This window comes from Lysobacter firmicutimachus, assembly GCF_037027445.1.
Classification (GTDB): domain Bacteria; phylum Pseudomonadota; class Gammaproteobacteria; order Xanthomonadales; family Xanthomonadaceae; genus Lysobacter; species Lysobacter firmicutimachus.
The window spans coordinates 3,668,092-3,687,594 of record NZ_JBANDL010000002.1 but is presented as its reverse complement, the minus strand read 5'-3'; the positions used below and the strand labels follow the sequence as shown (position 1 = coordinate 3,687,594).

The window sequence follows — 19,503 nt, the reverse complement described above, 5'->3', positions numbered from 1 at the left end:
TGGCCTTTCCAAGGGATATCGATATGTTTTTTCGCTTGCGGCCCGCTTCTCTCACTCGTCGCTCGGCAACCGTAAGCGACGGCGCCGACGTTTGCGCCGGTGGCTCCTCCCGTGGTCGCCGTTGCTTCCGCGGCGTCTGCATCGGGGCGGCGATCATTCCGCTTCCGCTCTGGGCGGGGGCGGCGCTGGCTGCGACCTATACGGTCACAGGCTTGAGCGATGTCGCCGGAACCTGTTCGGGCACCAGCCCCAACTTCAGCTGCACGACGCTGCGGGCGGCGATCTTGGCCGCGAATCTGACCACGACGGTGGACGATACCATCGTCTTCAGCGGATCCGGTACGGTCAACGTCACCGCCCCCGGACTGCCGGCCATCACCGACACGGTAGTGATAAACGGAGGCGGCGACATCGTCTTGAACGGAGGCGGGGGGAGCTTCGTCGGCCTCACATTTTTGGCGACGGCCGCGAACAGCCAGTTGCTGAACATCGGCGTTACCAACTTCGCTCAGCCCGCCGTGACGGCTAGCGGCGTGACCAACATGGTCATCAGCGGCAACGATATTTCCAGCCCCGGCACTGGTTTCGACGCCATTCGTTGCCTAGACAGCGACAACTGCACGGTGACGAACAACACGATAACCAACGGCAACTACGGAATCAGCATCTATAACACCGGTTCTATCGCGGGCTACAACGCGACGGTAAGCGGCAACGTGATCCGAGGCTCGAACTTCGGCATAGGCCTGGCCAGCGTCTCCAACGTAACGGTGAGTTCCAACGACATCTCGGGCAGCAGGCTCGCCGGCATCCGATTGATTCCGCAGTTCGGCGGAGCGGGGGGCTTCACGCAGAACAACACGATTTCCAACAACACGATCAGCGCAAATCTCGGCGCCGGCATCGTTATGGACGGAGGAAACTTTGCGGTCGCCACTCAAGTCGCCGCCAATCGCATAGAGAACAACACGATTTCGAACAACGGCGGCGCTGGCATAACGATGGCGGGGACCGCACTGGGATCGGTCGTTCAGAACACCATCACAGCGAACACCATCACCGGAAACACAGGCGCGGGCGTCCAGGCAACCGGCGCCACCGCCGGGAACAACGCGATCGTCGCCAACACCAATCTCTCCGGGAACGGTGGGCTCGGCATCGATCTGGGCGCCAACGGCGTCACCCCCAACGATGCCGGCGACGCGGACACGGGGCCGAATCAGCTGCAGAACTTCCCGGTACTGGCTGGGATCGTCGGCTCCACCGTGCACTTCACCTTGGACACGGCCGCGAACGCCAATGGCTATCGCATCGACTTCTACAACAATCCGGGTGGCTTGGACCCCACGGGGTTCGGAGAAGCCCAGGTGTGGCTGGGCTCGTGTTCGGTCGCCAGTCCCAGCGCCACGATCCCAAGCAGCTGCACGATCGCCGGAGTCGCGCCCGCTACCCTGCGGATGACCGCAACGCGTTGCCAGAATGCAGGCTGCGCGGAGACCGCCACCACCTCGTTCGGCGCGACCTCGGAGTTGAGCGGCCCGACCTCCGTCGATCTGCGCATCAGCAAGACCAATACGCCCGCCTCGGGGGCGAGCGATCTGGCAGGCGACACGCTCAACCGCGGCCAAAGCACCACCTACAGCATCGTGGTGACCAACGCCGGTACGAGTTCGGTCATCGCTGCGGTACTGCGCGATCCGGCGGCGAGCCGCACGGGGCTGACATGTACGACGCCTCCCGTATGCAGCGGTGCCGCCTGTCCGGTCTCGCCTATTTCTCTGGCAGCGCTCGATGCCGGCATCGCGCTCGGGACGCTGGTCGCCGGCGCAAGCGTAACGGTGACCTTGTCGTGCACGGTCAACTGAGCCCGGCGGCAGCCCGCGGCGCAGGGCGGCCGCCAGGACGAAAGCACGGAAGCGATTCGACGACTTGGCGCGAGGTCGCCGGCCTCGGTACCTGGTCGGAGACACGGTGCGATGAGGGAGGTTTCGAGTGTGTCTTGCAGCACTCGGGACGTGCCTGATATCGATACGTATACGTTATACGAATGGCGACTCGGTCGCCGGAATTTGAGGGGGCGGCATGGCACATCGGACATCGGCGGGGCGGATGACGTGGGGGCGGCCGGAACATAGCTCCGATGCTTTGCCGATCCGCAGCAGCGGCAGTCGCTCCAGAAGACGTCCGTTTGCGGGCGCGGCGGACGGATGCTCCGTGGAGTCGATGCCGGTCGGAAAACGCGCGGACGTTGCGGCGCCTGGAACCGGTGGCGCACGCGATGGCTTGCTCCGATACCGGCCGCTCACTGCTGTCCGTGGCTGCGCCCAGGGACTTGGCCGCTGTTCGCCTCCGTTGGGGCGGCGCCGCTGCCGCGGCGGTTTCCTCACGCGCATCTGGAAGGAGGCCATTGCCTATCGACGATGAGCGTTCCTGCAGCGATCGCGCCGACGAGTAGCCGATAAGGCCTGGTGCGATCGATCGCAATCACTGCGGTTTTCAAGCGCCATGGAACCGACCGAAACACGTTACGCATGGAAGTTGCGCATTCGAAGCCGCATCACCGTTGCAGAAGCATGTAAGGGGTGAAACATGTCGCTTGAACGTATCAGAAGAAAGGGGCTGGTTTGCACCGCGATAGCCGCCGTGGCGGCGATATCGCTGCTCGGCGCCGAAGCGGACGGAGGAGTGGGGGGCGTCGGATCGGTCTTTTCGCGCATCGCCGAGACTCTGAATCGCAGCGGTGAACAGTTGGCCGCTGCATCGTCGATGGACAGGGCAAAGACATCAGGACAGCGCGCTACGGCAGCGACCGTCGGAGGAGACGATCGAACGGGCGTTCGCCCGGCCGGTACAGGCGACGGGGCCTCCGATCAAGCGCAGGCTTGGCGCAGAAGGATGGAAGCGGCGCGCCTGTCGCCTTTGACGCCCGAGATGCAACTGAGCTCGCTGCACGGCCAGAGCGGTGTGATCACCGACCCGGCGCAGATCGCGCCGCAAATCGATCCCGCGCTGATCCGGTTGGCCACCGACTACAACAATCCCCTGCAGCCGGGGCAGGAAGTGTTTCCGCGTCCTTCCCGTCGCTTTGAAGAGGGCGCTTCGGCCACGTCAGGGAGCATCGAAGGGGCCGCCGGCGCCGATGGGAGCGCAACGATCCAGGCCGAGTCGGAGTGCGGCGATCCGACGCAGTTCGTAAGCGTCGATGGTGACGAACTGGTCTCTCGCGTTAAAGCTTATGGCCTGCGTTGCTACAACATGCTGACGGGCTTGAGCGATTCGGATACAAGTGCGACATTCGCCGAGTCGAAGATGGTTGCCGTGGCGAATGCGATGGCGGCCGAAGCGGTCAACTACGACGGGACCAATAGCAGCGGCATACTGGGGTTGATGAGGTTCCTGAACACTGGATACTTCGTCAAGTTCCAGGGGCGGCCGGTGGGTCCGTACGGCCAGGAGACGACGAACGCTCTTCGTGCGGCCCTCGATGCGTTCTCGGCCGGTGCCAATTTCGCCCTGGTGAACAACGAGCACGGCGAAATCCTGAGCCAATACCTCAATCTTATCGAAGCTTCCGATCAGACCGTCTACAAGATCGGCGTATACAAGGACTTGTACGCGCGCTACTCCATAAGCTGGAGGCAGTACGAGTGGATGAGTTGGGCGGTCGACACGACATTCCTCGCGCTTTGGCGCGCCCATACCGATGAGAAGAATGCGTTGGTGTCGATGATTCAATCGGACACCTCGATCATTTCGGATTTGAGAAGCTTCGCCAACCGAAATTTCGCCAACCTCTACAACGAGGACTACTACAAGGTGGAAAACGCCGCGCGGGAAATGGCGCGTTTCCTACAGTACAGCGGCGCCGCCAAGTCGGAAGCCTCGTCAGGAATCAAGGAACTTGTCGCCAAATCATCGCCAGCTGTCGGGTCCCCTACGGCCGGAATCTGGGTGGGGGTAGCCCAATTTGTGTCTTGGTTTGACGCCGCCAATTGCTCGGCATATGTCACATGCAACATGAAGGAAAGGCTGATGGCTGAAGTTCTGCCGAGTACGCATGTGTGCAGCCCGACCCTGAAGATCCGAGCGCAGTCGATGCTGGCAGCCGAGCTGGAAGCGACCTGCTCGGAGTTGACGGGGCAAGAGAGCTTCTTCCACGGAAAGCTATACACGAGAAACGTTCCTGTGGCTGGCGACAACAACGCGTCGCTGGAGCTCGTGGTGTTCAACGACTATCGCGCCTACACGACTTATGCCGGGGCGATGTTTGGTATCGACACAAGAAACGGAGGCATCTATATCGAGGGGAACCCGTCCGCCGCCGGAAATCAGGCGCGTTTCTTCGCTCACGAGGCGCAGTGGGAAAAGCCGAAGTTCTCGATTTGGAATCTCAACCATGAGTACGTCCACTACCTGGACGGCCGTTTCGATCGCTACGGAGACTACGGGCTCAGTGTCAAGTACAAGACCGTTTGGTGGATCGAAGGCTTGGCAGAGTACATCTCGCACGAATACATGAAGACCGGGTCGCCCAAGGCGATCGCGGAAGCCAAGCTTGCGACCTATCCGGTCAGCACGATCTTCCAGAACGACTACGCGAGCGGCAACAACCGGGTCTATAGCTGGGGATACTTGGCAGCGCGCTACATGTTCGAGCGGCAGCGTGGCTCAGTCACTTCGATCTTGTCGTACTTTCGGCCTGGAGACTACGCGGGCTATGCGGTCCTCATGGACGGCATCAGAACCAACGCGAACTACGACTACGACTACGATTTCCGTTGGTGGCTGGGTTGTGTCGCCGATGTGACGGCGTCCCGCTGCGCCGGAAACAAGGCGCCGGTGGCGGACTTCAAGTCGATCGACAGCGGCCTCACGGTCCAGTTCATGGACTACTCCACCGATGTCGACGGCCACATTGCCTCGCAGTCGTGGTCGTTCAGCGACGGTACCTCGGCAAGCGGACCGATGCCCATCAAGCGCTTCGCATTGCCGGGTTCCTACAGCGTCACTTTGACCGTCGTCGACGACAACGGTATGGCGCAGAGCAAGACGCAGTCGATTACCGTCGCTGAGCTGCCGACCTGCGCCGACCCGGACGTGCGGCGTATGCGTCAGGATTGCAAACGGACCGTGGCGACCAATCCTAGCGCAGCGTACTTCTACGTGACGGTTCCGAAAGGGGTCAAACAGCTGCGGATTACGCTCGCCGATGGAACCGGGGATGTGGACCTATTCGCGATGGCCCCGCTTTCGACGACGTGGGCAGGACCGAGTGCGTATACGCATCGATCGACCAATCAGGGGAATGGCGAGTCGATTCTGATCGACCGTCCCATGCCCGGCGATGTCGCGTTGATGGTGCGCAACGGTGCGTCGGTCGCAGCCATGGGGGCGACGATTACGTCCCAGTTCGTAATGAATTGAGCTGTCGGATGGGGGCGTTGAGTCGGCCCCGTCCGTTTATCGCACCCGGCGCAAGCGACGGGTGCGGAAACGGCTCTTTTCAAGGGTCCAGTTCATCGTCCGATACACGGCATGGTGCCTATTCCGCGGGGCATCGCGTCGCTTCTTCTGTCGCGGTCCGCTGCAATCGTCGCGGTCTATGCGCTTGGCAATCAGCGAAACAGGTGCGCCGAACGAAATTTGCGCAACCGGCCGTATCGCCGTTGTTGAAATGGGGGGTAAGTCATGTCGTGGACAGGCTCGGGTAGGAAATTGTCGGCTGGCGGCGTTGCCGTGGCCGTGGTTGCGCTTTCGATGCTGGGGGCGGGCGTCGCGGACGAGCGAACCGGAATCGCCAAGGCCATTGCGCACGCTGCCGGCACGCTCGTGGGTCTCGGCGACGATTCGGGCGCAGAGTCGGCCGAAGCGCACACGCAGTCGCGCAAGGCGCGAGAAGTCGCCGATACCGCTGGCGACTTCGATCATGCAAGCGGATTGAAAACAGGCGAGGGGCAGTCCGCCCCGATGGCCTATGCGTTGGCGCAACGGGGCGGGAGGCGGGCGAGCTCGCTTCCGCCGCCAACATTGGCGGCAGAGCTGAGTGCGCTGCATTCGCGTCGCGATCCCGCAGCGACGTTGGATGACATGGAGCCGCAATTGGACCCGACGCTGATCGCTCTGGCTTCGGACTACAGCAATCCCTTGTCGCCGGATCAGGACATCTATCCGCGCCCCTCGCGTCAACTCGAAAAGGCGGCCTCCGTCGACGGAGCGCCTGGCGCCGAAGGCGCCGCAGCCGCCGGGGAGGAAGAGGCTTGCGATCCGACCCAGTTCGCGAGCCTGAGCGGAGGCGAGCTTGTGGCCCGGATCAAGGCCACCACCATTAAATGCCTGGGACGGCTGCAACAACTCAGCGATTCGAACATCAGTGCGACGTTCCCAGAGTCGAAGATGATGGCCGTGGCGAATGCCATGGCTGGCGAGGCGGTCGGCTACGACGGAACCAACAGCAGCGGCATCTTGAATCTGATGACCTTCTTGCATACTGGTTATTACCTCAAGCACTACAACAGGCCGGTAGGGGTATATGGGCCTGAGCTGAAGACGGCCTTTAGGTCGGCGCTGGACCGGTTCTCCGGCAACGCTAATTTCACTCTGGTCAACGATGCTCATGGCGAGATCCTGACTGAGTACATGGTGCTGATCGACAATGCGCACGAGGTGACTTACAAGCTTGCTGTGTACAAGGATCTGTACTCTCGTTACACCGGGATTTGGGGGAGTCAGTCCAATGCCAGCGCTTGGGCCAACTATGCCTGGATGCAGCGGGCGGTCGACGTAACGTTCGGCGCGTTGAGTCGCGTGCATCTGTTCGAAGCCAGTGAGATGGCTTCGCTGGCTCAGACGGATGCCTCGATCGTCAACGCGCTTTACGATTTTGTCCACCGGAACTTCGCCGCGCTGTACTCGGACAAGTACTACGTGGTCGAAAATGCGGCGCTGGAAATGGTCAGGTTCCTGAAATACAGCGGTGCCGCCAGGACGGAGTCATCGGCTCGGATCAAGCAGCTGATTGGGCGTTCATCGCCCGCATTCGGTTCGGCGACCGCGAAGCTGTGGCTGGTTTCTGCTCGATCAGTGGAGGAAAGCGACAGGGCCAACTGCTCCGCATACGGGGTCTGCAATTTCCGTGAATCCGTCATTGCACAGGTGTTTCAGCCGGTCCATACCTGCAGCCCGACGCTGAAGATCCGCGCGCAATCCATGCTTCCGTCCGAGTTGGCTGAGACCTGCGCGCAGCTTGCAGGCATCGAGAGCTACTTCCACGACAGGCTCAGGACCGGGAAGGTTCCGGTAACGGACGATAACAATGCCGTGCTGGAGTTGGTCGTGTACGACAGCCGGCGTATGTACACCACCTATGCCGGCGTTCTGTACAGCGCCCCCACGAACAATGGCGGCATCTACTTGGAGGGAGATCCTGCGAGACCGGGCAACCAAGCCAGATTCCACGCTTATGAGAATGTGCGGCCGGAAGAGAGGCCGAAGTTCGATATTTGGAATCTCTATCACGAATACGTTCATTACTTGGATGGGCGATTCGACATGTATGGCAATTACGCGCTCGGCACAACCGCAAAGACAGTGTGGTGGACCGAAGGTTTGGCCGAATACATGTATCACGACTACACCAAGGTCGGGTCGTCGCTGGCGGTAGCGGAAGCGAAGCTGGCGACCTATCCGATCAGCACGATATATCAGAACGTTTATGGCGTAGGGGACGCCCGGGTGTACGGCTGGGGATATCTGGCGGCACGCTATATGTTCGAGCGGCAACGCCCCTCGGTGGATTCGATTCTGTCCTACCTGCGTCCCGGCAAGTATGCCGGTTACACGAATTTCATGACCAGCATCGGCACCAGCAACGATGCCGACTTCCGTTCGTGGTTGACCTGCGTGGGCACGGTCGACGCCGAAGGGTGCGCAGGCAATCAGTTGCCGAGCGTCGCTTTTCGAAAGGTTTCCAGCGGGCTGACGGTTCAGTTCATGGACTATTCCACCGACGCCGACGGCCACATCGCCTCTCGGACCTGGTTCTTCAGCGACGGAACGACGGCCAAAGGGCCGCGGCCGGTCAAGCGGTTTGCCGTTGCGGGCACGTACGAGGTCAGCCTGACCGTCGAGGACGATAACGGAGGCAAGCGCAGCACTACGGGAACCGTCACGGTATCGGCTCTCCCGTCTTGCCCCGACGCGGACGTCCGGCGTTTCAGCCAGGACTGCGAACGCAGCTTCGTTACGAATCCAGGGGGCGCCTATTTCTATGTGAAAGTTCCGGCGGGCGTTAAGCAGGTCCGCCTCACGGTGAGCGGCGAAGCGGGAAATGCCGATCTTTACGTCATGCCTCCTAACAATGGGCCCTGGGCCAGCCAGTACAGGTTCATGCACAAATCCGTCATGGACGGCAGCGGCGAAGCGATCCTGATCGATCGTCCAGCCGTGGGCGACCACACGGTGATGATCCATAACAACTCGGTTACCCCATCAACGCCGGTGGCCGGCGTTATTACTGCGCAGTTTTTGATGAACTGAAAAGACCGCACGAAAACGAGCGAGGCGACGATGCCTCGCCCGCGGCGTCACATGGGTAGGGGCGGGGCTGCGCGCTTTACAAGCTAAGCATCGCCATCGAAGCCTGTGAGTGTATCCCTTTCGATTCTGGCGGGTGGGATCCGCTTATTCGCGAACGCGAAACGAGTCGCGGCCCGAGCGCGTTATAGGCAGCTAAGCCGAACGGTACGAGCAAGGACGTCGAGCAGCCAGTGCCGCATCACAGCAGCAGTCGTTGATATGAGGTGATTCATGTCAGTTGGGAAAACGAAGGGCAGAGTGGCGGCCTGCACCGCGATAATCGCGGTGGCCGCGCTCTCGACGATGGGGGGCGGGGCGTCCGGCGAAAGCAATGCGCTGGTCGCGGCTATTTCGCGCGCAACCGCAACGCTCACAGGGAGGGACAGCGGAGCGACTTCGAACGCCGCCCATGCGGAGCCCGGACAGGTCGGAGCGCGGTCCTTGCATGCACGTGTAGAGGCCGATCCTCGCCCCGACAGCATGTCCAGCGACGAGAGCGACTTGCGTGGAAGCGAGGCTCAAGGCCGGGATGCGGATCGCCACGACCCTCGTCGCGGACCGCCGGGCACGTTGGAGATGGAGCTCAGCGTGCTGCATGATCATCACGGAATCACGGCTCTGCCGGATCTTGGCCCGCTGATTGATCCGGATTTGGTCCGCCTGGCGTCCGACTACAACAATCCGCTGCGGCCGGGACAGGAACTCTATCCGCGTCCCTCGCGGCAGCTGGAAGAGAAAGCACGAGCCAAGTCGGAACCAGTCGAAGGCCCGGCTGGGCTCGAGGACGGCGCCGTCGCGGCAACGACCGAAACCTGCGATTCGAAGCAGTTCTCCAGCGTGAGCGGTAGCGAACTGGTGTCCAGCATAAAGGCCGCCAGCCTCGATTGCCTCGACACCTTGCATAGCCTGACGGGCACGGATGCGGGGGCCACGTTCGCGGAATCGAAGATGATAACTGTCGCGAATGCGATCACGAGTCACTCGGCAGGCTATGACGGGACGAACAGCAACGGAATACTGAACCTGATGTACTTCATGCGGGCTGGGTATTATGTGCAGTACTACCAAAAGTCGGCGGTCGGAGAGTACGGAACTAGCCTGACTGCAGCTATCCGAAACGCATTAGACAAGTTTTCGGCCAATACCAACTTTAAGAAGGTCGACGATGCCAATGGCGAGGTACTCGAAAGTTACTTCATCCTCGTTATCGGATCCGACTCTGTAACGTACAAGCTACCTGTGTTCAAAGACATGTATGCGAGATACGACAATTCATGGAATAACTACAATTGGATGAGGTTGGCGCTTGATCGCACTTTAATCGCCCTTTCCAAGAAAAATAAAATTGGGAGTGAGCTCGGACAGTACGTTCAGACGGACACCTCGATCATTACCTCGCTTTATAACCTCGTCGACCGAAATTTTTTGGTTCTCTACAGTAAGCACTATTATGTGATAATGAGTGCGGTCGGCGAGATGACCCGATTCATGCAGCATGGTGGCGCAGCCGAGGCTGCAGCCTCATCTCGAGTGAAAAATCTGCTAGCAAAATCGTCGCCTATTAATGGATCGGTCACCGCCGGGGTTTGGATGCGCTTGGCTGAAGCGGTGAGCAGTTACGATGCCGCCAATTGCTCCGCATATGGAACCTGCAATTACAAGGAAAGCGTCATGGCAGACGTCTTTCCGGATACCCACGTGTGCAGCTCGACATTGAAGATCCGTGCGCAATCAATGCTCGCGTCGGAGCTGTCGGCGACATGCGCCGAGCTATCGGGCCAGGAGAGCTTCTTTCACAGCAAGCTAATGACGAATAAGGTGCCGGTAGCAGACGATAATACCTCTTCGCTGGAGGTGTTCGCCTTCAACAGCAAGTTTATGTATGACGCCTATGGCCACGCCCTGTTTGGGATCGACACTAATAACGGCGGTAAGTACCTCGAAGGGAAACCGGCCGCGGTAGGTAATCAGGCCAAATTCATTGCGCACGAAGCGCAATGGGAGAGGGCCAAGTTTTCGATCTGGAACCTAAATCACGAATACGTTCACTACCTAGATGGGCGTTTTAACACGTACGGAGATTACGCGTTGGGTCAGACGGCAAAGACCAGATGGTGGATCGAAGGTCTCGCCGAGTACGTGTCCTATGAATACATGAAGATCGGAGCGCACCAGGCGATTGCGCAAGCTCGGTTGGCGACTTATCCAATCAGTACGATCTTCAAAAACGATAAGAACAGCGGACAGACTCGAACCTATCAATGGGGCTATCTCGCGGTACGCTATATGTTCGAAAAGCGCCCTGGAAAAGTGAGCTCGATCCTGTCGTATCTGCGTTCTGCTCCTGACTACAGCGACTACGCCGGTTACATGAATGATATCGGCACATCGCTCGATGTCGACTTCAAAAACTGGCTTGCCTGCGTCGGGAATGTGGGCGCACAAGGCTGCCCCATGAACAAGCCGCCGACGGCCGATTTCAAGTCGATCATTAGTGGTCTGACGGTTCAGTTCGCCGACTATTCAAAGGATGTGGACGGCAGTATCGCCTCTCAGACCTGGTCCTTCAGCGATGGCGCCACAGTAACCGGCTTGTTTCCTGTCAAGCGCTTTTCGGCCCCGGGTACTTATGACGTAACGCTGAAAGTCGTCGACGACAAGGGTGCCGAGAGTATCGTTCGGGACTCGGTCACTGTTGCGGAATTTCCGACGTGCTCGGACCCGGATGCGCGTCGCCTGGGCCAGAGCTGTAAGCGCACCGCGTCTACGGTTCTGTATGGCGGCACCTATCGGGCTGCCTTCTATGTGACGGTTCCCGTGGGTATCAAGCAGCTTCGGATAACTCTCGGCGGCGGTACCGGCGAGGCGGATCTCTATGTCCTCGGTCCGTCTTCCGTTAATCCGGCCCCGGTCACCTGGGCGGACCAGACCTGGAACATGTATCGCTCTATCCAGCCAGGCAACGGCGAGTCGATCCTGATAGATCGGCCGATCCCAGGCGTGCATACCTTGGCGGTATATAGCAAGGGGGGCGTGGCGAGCGGCATGACCATCTCCTCGCAGTTCGTTACTAACTGATCGCTGCGACAACGAAGCGAGGCGTCGCGGCTGCCACGCCCCGCTTTCGGAATCGTCGAGAGACGAAGCTTGGTTCAAAGGCGTGCGCCGTCGCCTGTATTACTCATCGGCGCGTTCACTACACGAAACCACCACTTAGGCGAACTGGCCCAAGCGCCGCGCATGCGGCGTTTTTTCTGGGCCGCACTGGAGACTGCAATGCGTATCGGCGTACCGAAGGAAACCAAGACTCTCGAAGGGCGCGTGGCGCTCGTTCCCGCCGCGGCGGGCGACCTGGTCAAGCGTGGCCACGAGGTCTGGCTGGAAAAGGACGCGGGCATCAAAAGCGGCTTCAAGGACGAGGACTACACGCGCCTGGGCGTGAAGATCGCGCCGGACGCCGCCGCGCTGTACGAAAAGGGCGAGCTGATCGTCAAGGTCAAGGAGCCGATCGCCGGCGACCTGCAGCATCTGCGCCGCGATCACCTGCTGTTCTGCTACCTGCACCTGGCCGCCGAGCCGGTGCTGACGAAGCAGCTGCTGGACATCGGCCTGACCGGCGTCGCCTTCGAGACCGTCGAGCTGCCCAACGGCGACCTGCCGCTGCTGGCGCCGATGTCGATCATCGCCGGCAAGATCGGCGTGCAGGTCGGTACCCACCTGCTGCACCAGCCGATGGGCGGCAAGGGCAAGCTGCTCGGCGGCCTGCCGTCGACCGAGCGCGGCAAGGTGGTGGTGTTCGGCGCCGGCCAGGCCGGCGGCGCGTCGGCGGCGCTGGCCGCGGCCGGCGGTTCCAACGTCACCGTGTTCGAGATGCGCCAGGACCGCATGGACCAGATGATGCGCCTGGGCAACAACGTCACCGCGCTGTACCCCTACGTGGACGTGGTCGCGCGCGAAGTGGCTTCGGCCGACCTGGTGATCGGCGCGGTGCTGGTCACCGGCGCGCGCGCGCCTCACGTGCTGACCCGAGAAATGCTCAAGGGCATGGAAGACGGCAGCGTGGTGGTCGACATTTCGATCGACCAGGGCGGCTGCTTCGAGACCTCGCGCCCGACCACCTGGAAGGAGCCGACCTACGTCGAAGAGGGCGTGACCCACTTCTGCGTGACCAACATGCCCGGCGCGGTGCCGCAGACCTCCTCGCAAGCGATCTGCGCGGCGATCCTGCCGTGGGTCAACAAGCTGGCGGCCGGCAACGAGTGGCGCAACAACCCGGCCCTGGTGCGCGGCATCAACGTCGAGGGCGGCAAGCTGATCCATCCGGCGCTGAAGGGCATGGCGCTGTAAGCCATCGTCGGAGAAGACCATGACCCTTGCCGTTCGAATTCTCGCTCCGGCGCTGTTGATCGCCGTTTCGCTGTCGTCGCCGGATGCTCAGGCGGTCGCGCCCGACCAGGCGCGACCGCCGGGCACGCTTCGGCTGGAAGTCGACGCCACCGATGTGGCGCGGCGGGTCCTGCGCGTGCGTCAGCGTGTCCCGGTGCGGCCGGGCGCGCTGACGTTGTTGTTTCCGCAATGGATTCAGGGGCATCACTCGCCGGTTGGTCCGATCGACAAGTTCGCCGGTCTGCGCATCCTCGGCAACGGTCGGCCCATCGCCTGGCATCGCGATGCGCTGAATGTCTACGCCTTCAGATTGGTCGTGCCCGACGGTGTGGCCGAGCTGGAGCTGAGCTTCGACATGCTTACCCCCACCGGCGGTACCCAGGGGAGAGTGGTCATGACGCCGGACATGCTCAACGTGCAGTGGAACCAAGTCGTGCTGTATCCGGCCGGGAGCGACGTGCGCGACGTCGAGGTCGCCGCGGGGTTGAAGTTGCCGAGCGGTTGGCAGTCGGCCTCGGCGCTGGAGGTCGGATCGCACCAGGGCGGGTGCCTGAATTATCGCCCGGTGTCGTTGGATACCTTGCTGGATTCGCCGGTATTCGCCGGACGTCACTACCGGCAGTTCGATCTGAGCCCGGGGGCGCAGACGCCGGTGCGGCTCAACGTTTTTGCCGACGCTGCAAAGTACCTGGAGGCTACGCCCGAGCAGATCCGGTTCCATCGCGAATTGCTGAGCCAGGCGTACAAGTTGTTCGGATCGCATCCGTTCGACCGCTACGATTTCCTGTTCTCATTGTCTGGGCAAATGGGGGGCATAGGCCTGGAGCATCAACGCTCCAGCGAAAACGGTTTGGACGTCGACTATTTCACTTCCTGGGATGGCCCCGGCGTGCTGAGGCACGACCTGCTGGCGCATGAGCTGGTTCATGCCTGGAACGGCAAGTACCGGCGTCCGGCCGGAATCGTGTCGTCCGACTTCAACTCGCCGCTTAGCGGCGATCTGCTGTGGGTTTACGAAGGTCAGACCAAGTATTGGGGACAGGTCCTGGCCGCGCGCTCCGGCTTATGGCGGCCGGAGTTCGCCCGCGAGGCCTTGGCGCAGACCGCGGCGCGCTATAGCGAAGATCGGCCCGGTCTGGCCTGGCGCACGTTGCAGGACACCGTCTACGACCCGGTCATCGCCCAACGCAGGCCGAAGTCGTACACCAGCTACCAGCTCGCCGAGGACTACTATGCCGGCGCGCAACTGGTCTGGCTGGCGGTCGACGCCAAGTTGCGCGAACTCAGCGGCGAACGGCATTCTCTGGACGACTTCGCCCGAGCGTTCTTCGGCGGCAGGAACGGAGACTATCGGGTCAAAGCCTACGATTTCGAACAAGTGGTGTCGGCGCTCGACGGAATCGTCGAGTTCGACTGGGCCGGTTATCTGCGCGACCGCCTCGGCGCTCATGCGCCGCCTTTGGACGGTCTGGCTGCGAGCGGTTGGACGCTGGTGTACGGCGAGGTTCCGGGCGACTTCGAGAAGTTCTCCGAAGAAAAGACGAAGACCGTGGATCTGACCTACTCGCTGGGGATGAGCATGTCCAAGGCCGATTCCGTGGTGGCCAGCGTGCGCTGGGACGGGCCGGCTTTCGAAGCTGGCATCGCGCCCGGGAACACTGTAATCGCGATCGACGGCTACGCAAGCAATGGCGAGCGGCTCAAGGATGCGGTGTCGGCTGCGAAAGAGGCGGGGCGGGGGATCGACTTGCTGATCAAGGATGGCGATGCAATCAAATCGGTCCGCATCGACTACCGCGGAGGCCACAGGTATCCCAAGCTCGAGCGAATCCAAGGGCGTCCGGATCGCTTGTCGGAAATTTATGCGCCGAAGTGAGGCGGCCACCTGCACTGCCTTCGTCCTATCGGAGGATTTGGCACGATTTTTGCTTGCAGCATAAATCCGACAATCAAACCTGTTGCTATGTCGATGGGCATTAAAGGATGATCGAAAGGGAGCGTGAGGCAGTCACGGTCTTCGACTAAAGGGGGCGTCGATGGGCACTACTTCCGTCGTTCCGGTATTTGGGCATTTTCGCAATGCGTGCCGCGGAGGGCGCACCCATCGGCTGGCGGGCGCGTTGCGATGTCCTCTCGACGCGGCCGATCGGGCTTTCGCTGCGCAGCGGTCGCCGACGGACGGTGCGAAGGAGCCGGCGGTAGAAGATCGACGGCGCAATAATGGGTCGCGCGCACCGTTACGTCGATGGCGATACGCGGCCTTCTGTCTAATCTTCATGTCCGGGGCGGCGGTCGGCGCGACTTATACCGTCACCGGCCTAACGGATACATTGACCCCCCCCGGTTTGTACCGGTATCGCCCCGAACTTCAGTTGTACGACATTGCGCGCGGCGCTAGCCGCAGCGGATCTGACGGCGATCGTCGACGACACGATCGTGTTCAGCGGCGCGGGCACCATCAACTTGGTAGCCGCGCTTCCGGCGATCAGCGATACGGTAGTGATAAACGGCGGCGGCGACATCACGCTGAATGGCGGCGGCGGAAATTTTTCGGCCCTCTCGTTCCTATCGACGGCCACGAACAGCCAGTTGCTGAATATCGGCATCACCAATTTCGGTCAGCCAGCCGTGGCGGTAAGCGGCGTAAGCAACATGGTCATCAGCGGCAATACGTTCACCGGCGTCGTTGGCGGCGTGGACGCCATCCGCTGTTTCAATAGCGACAACTGCACGGTGACCAACAACACCATCACCAACGGTTTCTATGGCATCAGCATCTTCAACAACCCGGCGATCGCGGGCTACAACGCTACGGTTACCGGCAATACCATAAGCGGGACGAATTACGGCGTCGGCGTCGCAAGCGCCACGAACGTGCTGGTGGATTCCAACAACATTACCGGAACGAACTTCGCCGGCATCCGTTTGGTACCCCAGTTCGGCGGCGTCGGCAGCAATACCGACGGCAATACGCTGACCAACAATACGATCACCGGAAACATCGGTTCAGGCATCGCTTTCGAAGGGGCTGGAGTCGTCGGGGCGACCCAGATCAACGACAACCTGGTGCAAGGAAATATTCTGACCAACAACGGCGGAGCGGGCATCGCATTGACCGGCAACGCCAATACGGTCATCGGCCAGAATACGATAACGGGCAATACGATAACGGGGAACACCGGCGACGGCGTTCGGATAACGGGCGCTACGGCCACCGGCAATGCCGTCTATGCCAATACCAACATTTCGGGCAACGGCGGTTTGGGCATCGATCTGACCAACGACGGAGTAACGCTCAACGATGCCGGCGATGGCGACACCGGCCCCAATGAGCTGCAGAACTTTCCCGTGCTGTCGGGGATCAGCGGAACCACAGTGAATTTCACTTTGGATGCCGCGGCCAATGCCAACGGCTATCGGATCGATTTTTACAACAATCCCGGAGGTCTGGACCCGACAGGGTTCGGTGAGGGCCAAGTCTGGCTTGGCTTTTGCGTGGTCACGGGGGTAAGCGCAACCGCGCCTAGCAGTTGCACGGTCTCCGGGGCTGCTCCTGCAAGCTTGAGGATGACCGCTACGAGGTGCCAGAACGCGGGTTGTGTCGCGACCGCGACGACCTCGATCGGATCGACTTCGGAGTTCAGCGGCCCGGCTACGGCGGATCTTCTGATCACCAAGACCAACACGCCGGGCGTCGGTCCCAGCGACCAGCCTGCCGATAGTCTCGCTCGCGGCGCCACCACGACCTACGCCATAGTCGTGACCAACAACGGTTCCAGTTCGGTGACCGGTGCCGTGGTGCAAGATCCGGCCGGTCGGGTCGGCCTGACCTGCACCACGCCCCCCACTTGCAGCGGCGCGGGCTGTCCGGCGTCGCCTATTTCCCTTGCCGCGCTGGAAGCCGGTGTCGCGCTGGGCACTTTGACCGCTGGCGCATCCGTGACCGTCACCCTGACGTGCACGGTCAATTGACGCACGAGCACGACGATGGAGCGCTCATAGCTCGGCCTGGTGGCTCGCAACGGGTCGCTGGCGTACTCGCGGCGAGACATCGATGCATTGGCTCCGTTGAACGAATGGGCGCGGGTGGGCTTTCCCGCGCTCGGATCGCTCCGAAGCGAGCGATCTGCGCCCGATAACGTGTTTCCTTTCTGCAACGTCGCGGGCCGAACGCCTCCTCGATGGCGGTACGGGCTCAGCTGAGGATGAAATCGACGGCCATCCGGGCGTGGAGTTGTAAGGTATCGAAGCTGGGAAGATCGAGCTCGTGTTGGGCGAGGAGCAACGGGAATTCGGTGCAGCCCAATACGATGCCTTGTGCGCCTCGTGTCCGCAGGATCGAAATCTGCTCGATGACATAGCGTTTCGTGTCCTGTCCGAAGTCGCCCAAGGCCAGCTCGAGCTGGATGATTCGTTGCAACCGGTCCCTGGCTTCGTCGGACGAGGGCGTAATCACGCTTATACCGTAGCGTTCCAGCAGCCAGCGCTGGATGAAACCGTCTTCCATCGTATAGCGGGTTCCGATCAGCCCGACTTCGCTCAGATTCAGGCGGCGGACGGCGGAGCCGACGGCATCGGCGATGTGCAAGATCGGTATTCGGACCGAGCTGGCGACCTCCGGATAGACCTTGTGCGGCGTGTTGGCGCAGAACACCAGCGCTTCCGCGCCGGAAGCCTCCAGTTTCGCCGCTGCATTCGCCAGGAGGCCGGCGATCGCGTCCCAGCGGTCCGCGGCCTGCAGGCGATGGATCTCGCGTTGATCGAGGCTATGCAGGATCAGCGGCGGATTGGTGTTGTTGCCGAAATGATCGTTGATGGCTTGGTTGATGCCGCGGTAGTACTCGATGGTCGAGTGCCAGGACGTGCCCCCGATCAAGCCGATGGTTCTCATGGAAGAGTCGTCTCCGACGAAACTGCGGCTGAAGGACGCAACCGGCGCGGCCGTTACTTCGTGGCGGACGTCGACGGCTGCATCAGGTCGGAGGGAATGGTCGGTTCCGACAATATCCGCTCCATCGCGGCCCAGTGGTCGGTGGGCGAGGCGCCGGCGGAGGAAACGAAGCGCCTGACAAGATCGAGTCCCCATCCGTAGTTGACGACATAGGTTCGGTATTTGCCGGTGAAGTCGATGGATTGCTCGGCGCGTTCGGGCGACAGGAGCTGGTATTTCTGCGTCAGCTTTACCGCTTCGTCCCGGGTGATCCGGCCGTCCAGGTAGTCTTTGGCGATCGTCAGCCGCGCGCCCGACAGCTTGTTGCGCATCTGCAACAGCTCGAAATCCTGTGCGGCCGTGGCGGGGTCGAGCCCGGCCAAGGGGTAGAGCGTGCCGGCTTCGAACGCCAGCCGGTCCTCGCCGGGAAACGCGAGTTCTATTCCGTAGTTGGCCGAGCCTTCGGCGAGCAGGGATTGCGGGCTGTACAGCGGATACACCGAGAACTCGACCCATCCCCGGCCTTTGTACAAACGCTGCTCCAACAGCATATTCAACACGTGGTGACCGGGATAGCCCTCGTGGCAGCCCAGGTCGACCGCGCGGCTGATCAGCACCGGCAAGTCGGTATTGATCTGGATCAGGCTCGTGGCGTTGCCTTTGTACCAGTTGTAGCCGGACCAGGTCTGCTTGGTGACGAATTCGAGCGTGAATCGTTCGTCGTGCGGGAGAGCGATGTGTCGGACGGTCCGGCGTCGGCACTCGTCGATGGATGCCCGCATGACGCCGTCGAGGCGGGCGCTGGGGATTGCGGTGCGGCTGGAACGCTGGTCGAAGCGCTTCCACAGCGGGCCGGTGCCGGCCAAGCGCGCATCGATCTCGGCAAGAATCGGATCGTATGCCGACAGCGGCTTGAGTTCGGGGCGGACGGCGAACAGGCCTTCGGCTTCGTCGTCGAAGCTCAGTTTTGCCCCGGCCAGCATGTCCAGCCGAGTCCTGGCGGCGGCAAGTTGCGCGGAGAGGAAGGCTTTGCGCTTGGCTTCCATCGCGGACAGGGACGCGGTGTCGATGCGGTGCAACCGGCGGTCGAGGTCGATCACCGCCGCGCGCAGTTCGGCAAGCGGGCGCTTGACCGATTTGGCTTCATCGGCCCATTCCGCCGGTCCGTAGTAGGCATCGACGTACCCGGGCTCGTGCTCGCCGATGCTCAGAGTCAGGCGCACATACTGTTCGGCGGCCGCATCGAGCGTTGCCGGCTTGTCTGCAGCCAGGCGTTGACCGGAAGAGCAGGCGGCCAGCAAGGTCAGTGAGAGTGCGAGGAGACGGAGTGCCATGGCTGCTTCGCTTGTCGTGGGATGGAAGGATTCGGGCCAGTCGAGATCCTGCATGCTCGATGATCGGCGGCGTAGGGACGGCTCGAGGCGGCTGGGCGAGTCTTGGGGAACGGGGCCGCCTTTGTCGCGTGCTACAGGATAGGTAGCGGAATCCGTGCGATCGACGCTGGAACTGTTTAGTCGTCGCTCATGTTCGGCGGGCAACGAAGCCGCTCGTGACGCGGCAGCGTCGAGCGGGCATGAACCGCTGGCCAAACGGAGCCCGTGGATCGCCGGTCC

General features: G+C 61.5%; 9 protein-coding genes. 7 read left to right on the top strand and 2 right to left on the bottom strand.

Going from position 1 to position 19,503, the window contains the following annotated elements:
* Nucleotides 1-23 precede the first annotated feature (23 nt).
* From V2J18_RS15990 to V2J18_RS15960, 7 genes are all read left to right on the top strand, one after another.
* Entirely contained in the window at nucleotides 24-1,865 is a 1,842-nt protein-coding gene (locus tag V2J18_RS15990) for a right-handed parallel beta-helix repeat-containing protein (protein ID WP_336132315.1), read from the top strand.
* Between the two features lie 724 nt (nucleotides 1,866-2,589).
* Nucleotides 2,590-5,424 carry a collagenase gene (locus V2J18_RS15985; protein ID WP_079248164.1) on the top strand — a complete coding sequence of 945 codons (2,835 nt, stop codon included), beginning with the start codon at nucleotides 2,590-2,592 and terminating at the stop codon, nucleotides 5,422-5,424.
* 264 nt (nucleotides 5,425-5,688) lie between these two features.
* Entirely contained in the window at nucleotides 5,689-8,535 is a 2,847-nt protein-coding gene (locus V2J18_RS15980) for a collagenase (RefSeq protein ID WP_336132314.1), read from the top strand.
* Between the two features lie 297 nt (nucleotides 8,536-8,832).
* Complete coding sequence (locus V2J18_RS15975; protein WP_336132313.1) at nucleotides 8,833-11,652, top strand: collagenase; 2,820 nt, start codon at nucleotides 8,833-8,835, stop codon at nucleotides 11,650-11,652.
* Between the two features lie 198 nt (nucleotides 11,653-11,850).
* Entirely contained in the window at nucleotides 11,851-12,921 is a 1,071-nt protein-coding gene (locus V2J18_RS15970) for an alanine dehydrogenase (RefSeq protein WP_336132312.1), read from the top strand.
* Between the two features lie 19 nt (nucleotides 12,922-12,940).
* On the top strand, nucleotides 12,941-14,836 hold the full coding sequence (locus V2J18_RS15965; protein WP_336132311.1) for a M61 family metallopeptidase: 1,896 nt from the start codon (nucleotides 12,941-12,943) through the stop codon (nucleotides 14,834-14,836).
* Between the two features lie 506 nt (nucleotides 14,837-15,342).
* The gene (locus tag V2J18_RS15960) at nucleotides 15,343-16,932 is read left to right on the top strand and encodes a right-handed parallel beta-helix repeat-containing protein (protein WP_336132310.1); all 1,590 of its coding nucleotides are present in this window, start codon (nucleotides 15,343-15,345) and stop codon (nucleotides 16,930-16,932) included.
* Nucleotides 16,933-17,155: 223 nt separating this feature from the next.
* On the opposite strand, the gene V2J18_RS15955 is transcribed toward V2J18_RS15960, so the two are convergent.
* The gene (locus V2J18_RS15955; RefSeq protein ID WP_336132309.1) at nucleotides 17,156-17,851 is read right to left on the bottom strand and encodes an aspartate/glutamate racemase family protein; all 696 of its coding nucleotides are present in this window, start codon (nucleotides 17,849-17,851) and stop codon (nucleotides 17,156-17,158) included.
* A gap of 53 nt (nucleotides 17,852-17,904) precedes the next feature.
* The gene (locus V2J18_RS15950) at nucleotides 17,905-19,278 is read right to left on the bottom strand and encodes a hypothetical protein (RefSeq protein ID WP_336132308.1); all 1,374 of its coding nucleotides are present in this window, start codon (nucleotides 19,276-19,278) and stop codon (nucleotides 17,905-17,907) included.
* Nucleotides 19,279-19,503 lie beyond the last annotated feature (225 nt).

Bases quoted from the DNA above. Each gene is read 5' to 3' on its own strand.
- V2J18_RS15985 (WP_079248164.1), top strand. From the start codon at position 2,590: ATGTCGCTTGAACGTATCAGAAGAAAGGGGCTGGTTTGCACCGCGATA.
- V2J18_RS15980 (WP_336132314.1), top strand. From the start codon at position 5,689: ATGTCGTGGACAGGCTCGGGTAGGAAATTGTCGGCTGGCGGCGTTGCC.
- V2J18_RS15950 (WP_336132308.1), bottom strand. From the start codon at position 19,278: ATGCAGGATCTCGACTGGCCCGAATCCTTCCATCCCACGACAAGCGAA.
- V2J18_RS15965 (WP_336132311.1), top strand. From the start codon at position 12,941: ATGACCCTTGCCGTTCGAATTCTCGCTCCGGCGCTGTTGATCGCCGTT.
- V2J18_RS15955 (WP_336132309.1), bottom strand. From the start codon at position 17,851: ATGAGAACCATCGGCTTGATCGGGGGCACGTCCTGGCACTCGACCATC.
- V2J18_RS15990 (WP_336132315.1), top strand. From the start codon at position 24: ATGTTTTTTCGCTTGCGGCCCGCTTCTCTCACTCGTCGCTCGGCAACC.
- V2J18_RS15970 (WP_336132312.1), top strand. From the start codon at position 11,851: ATGCGTATCGGCGTACCGAAGGAAACCAAGACTCTCGAAGGGCGCGTG.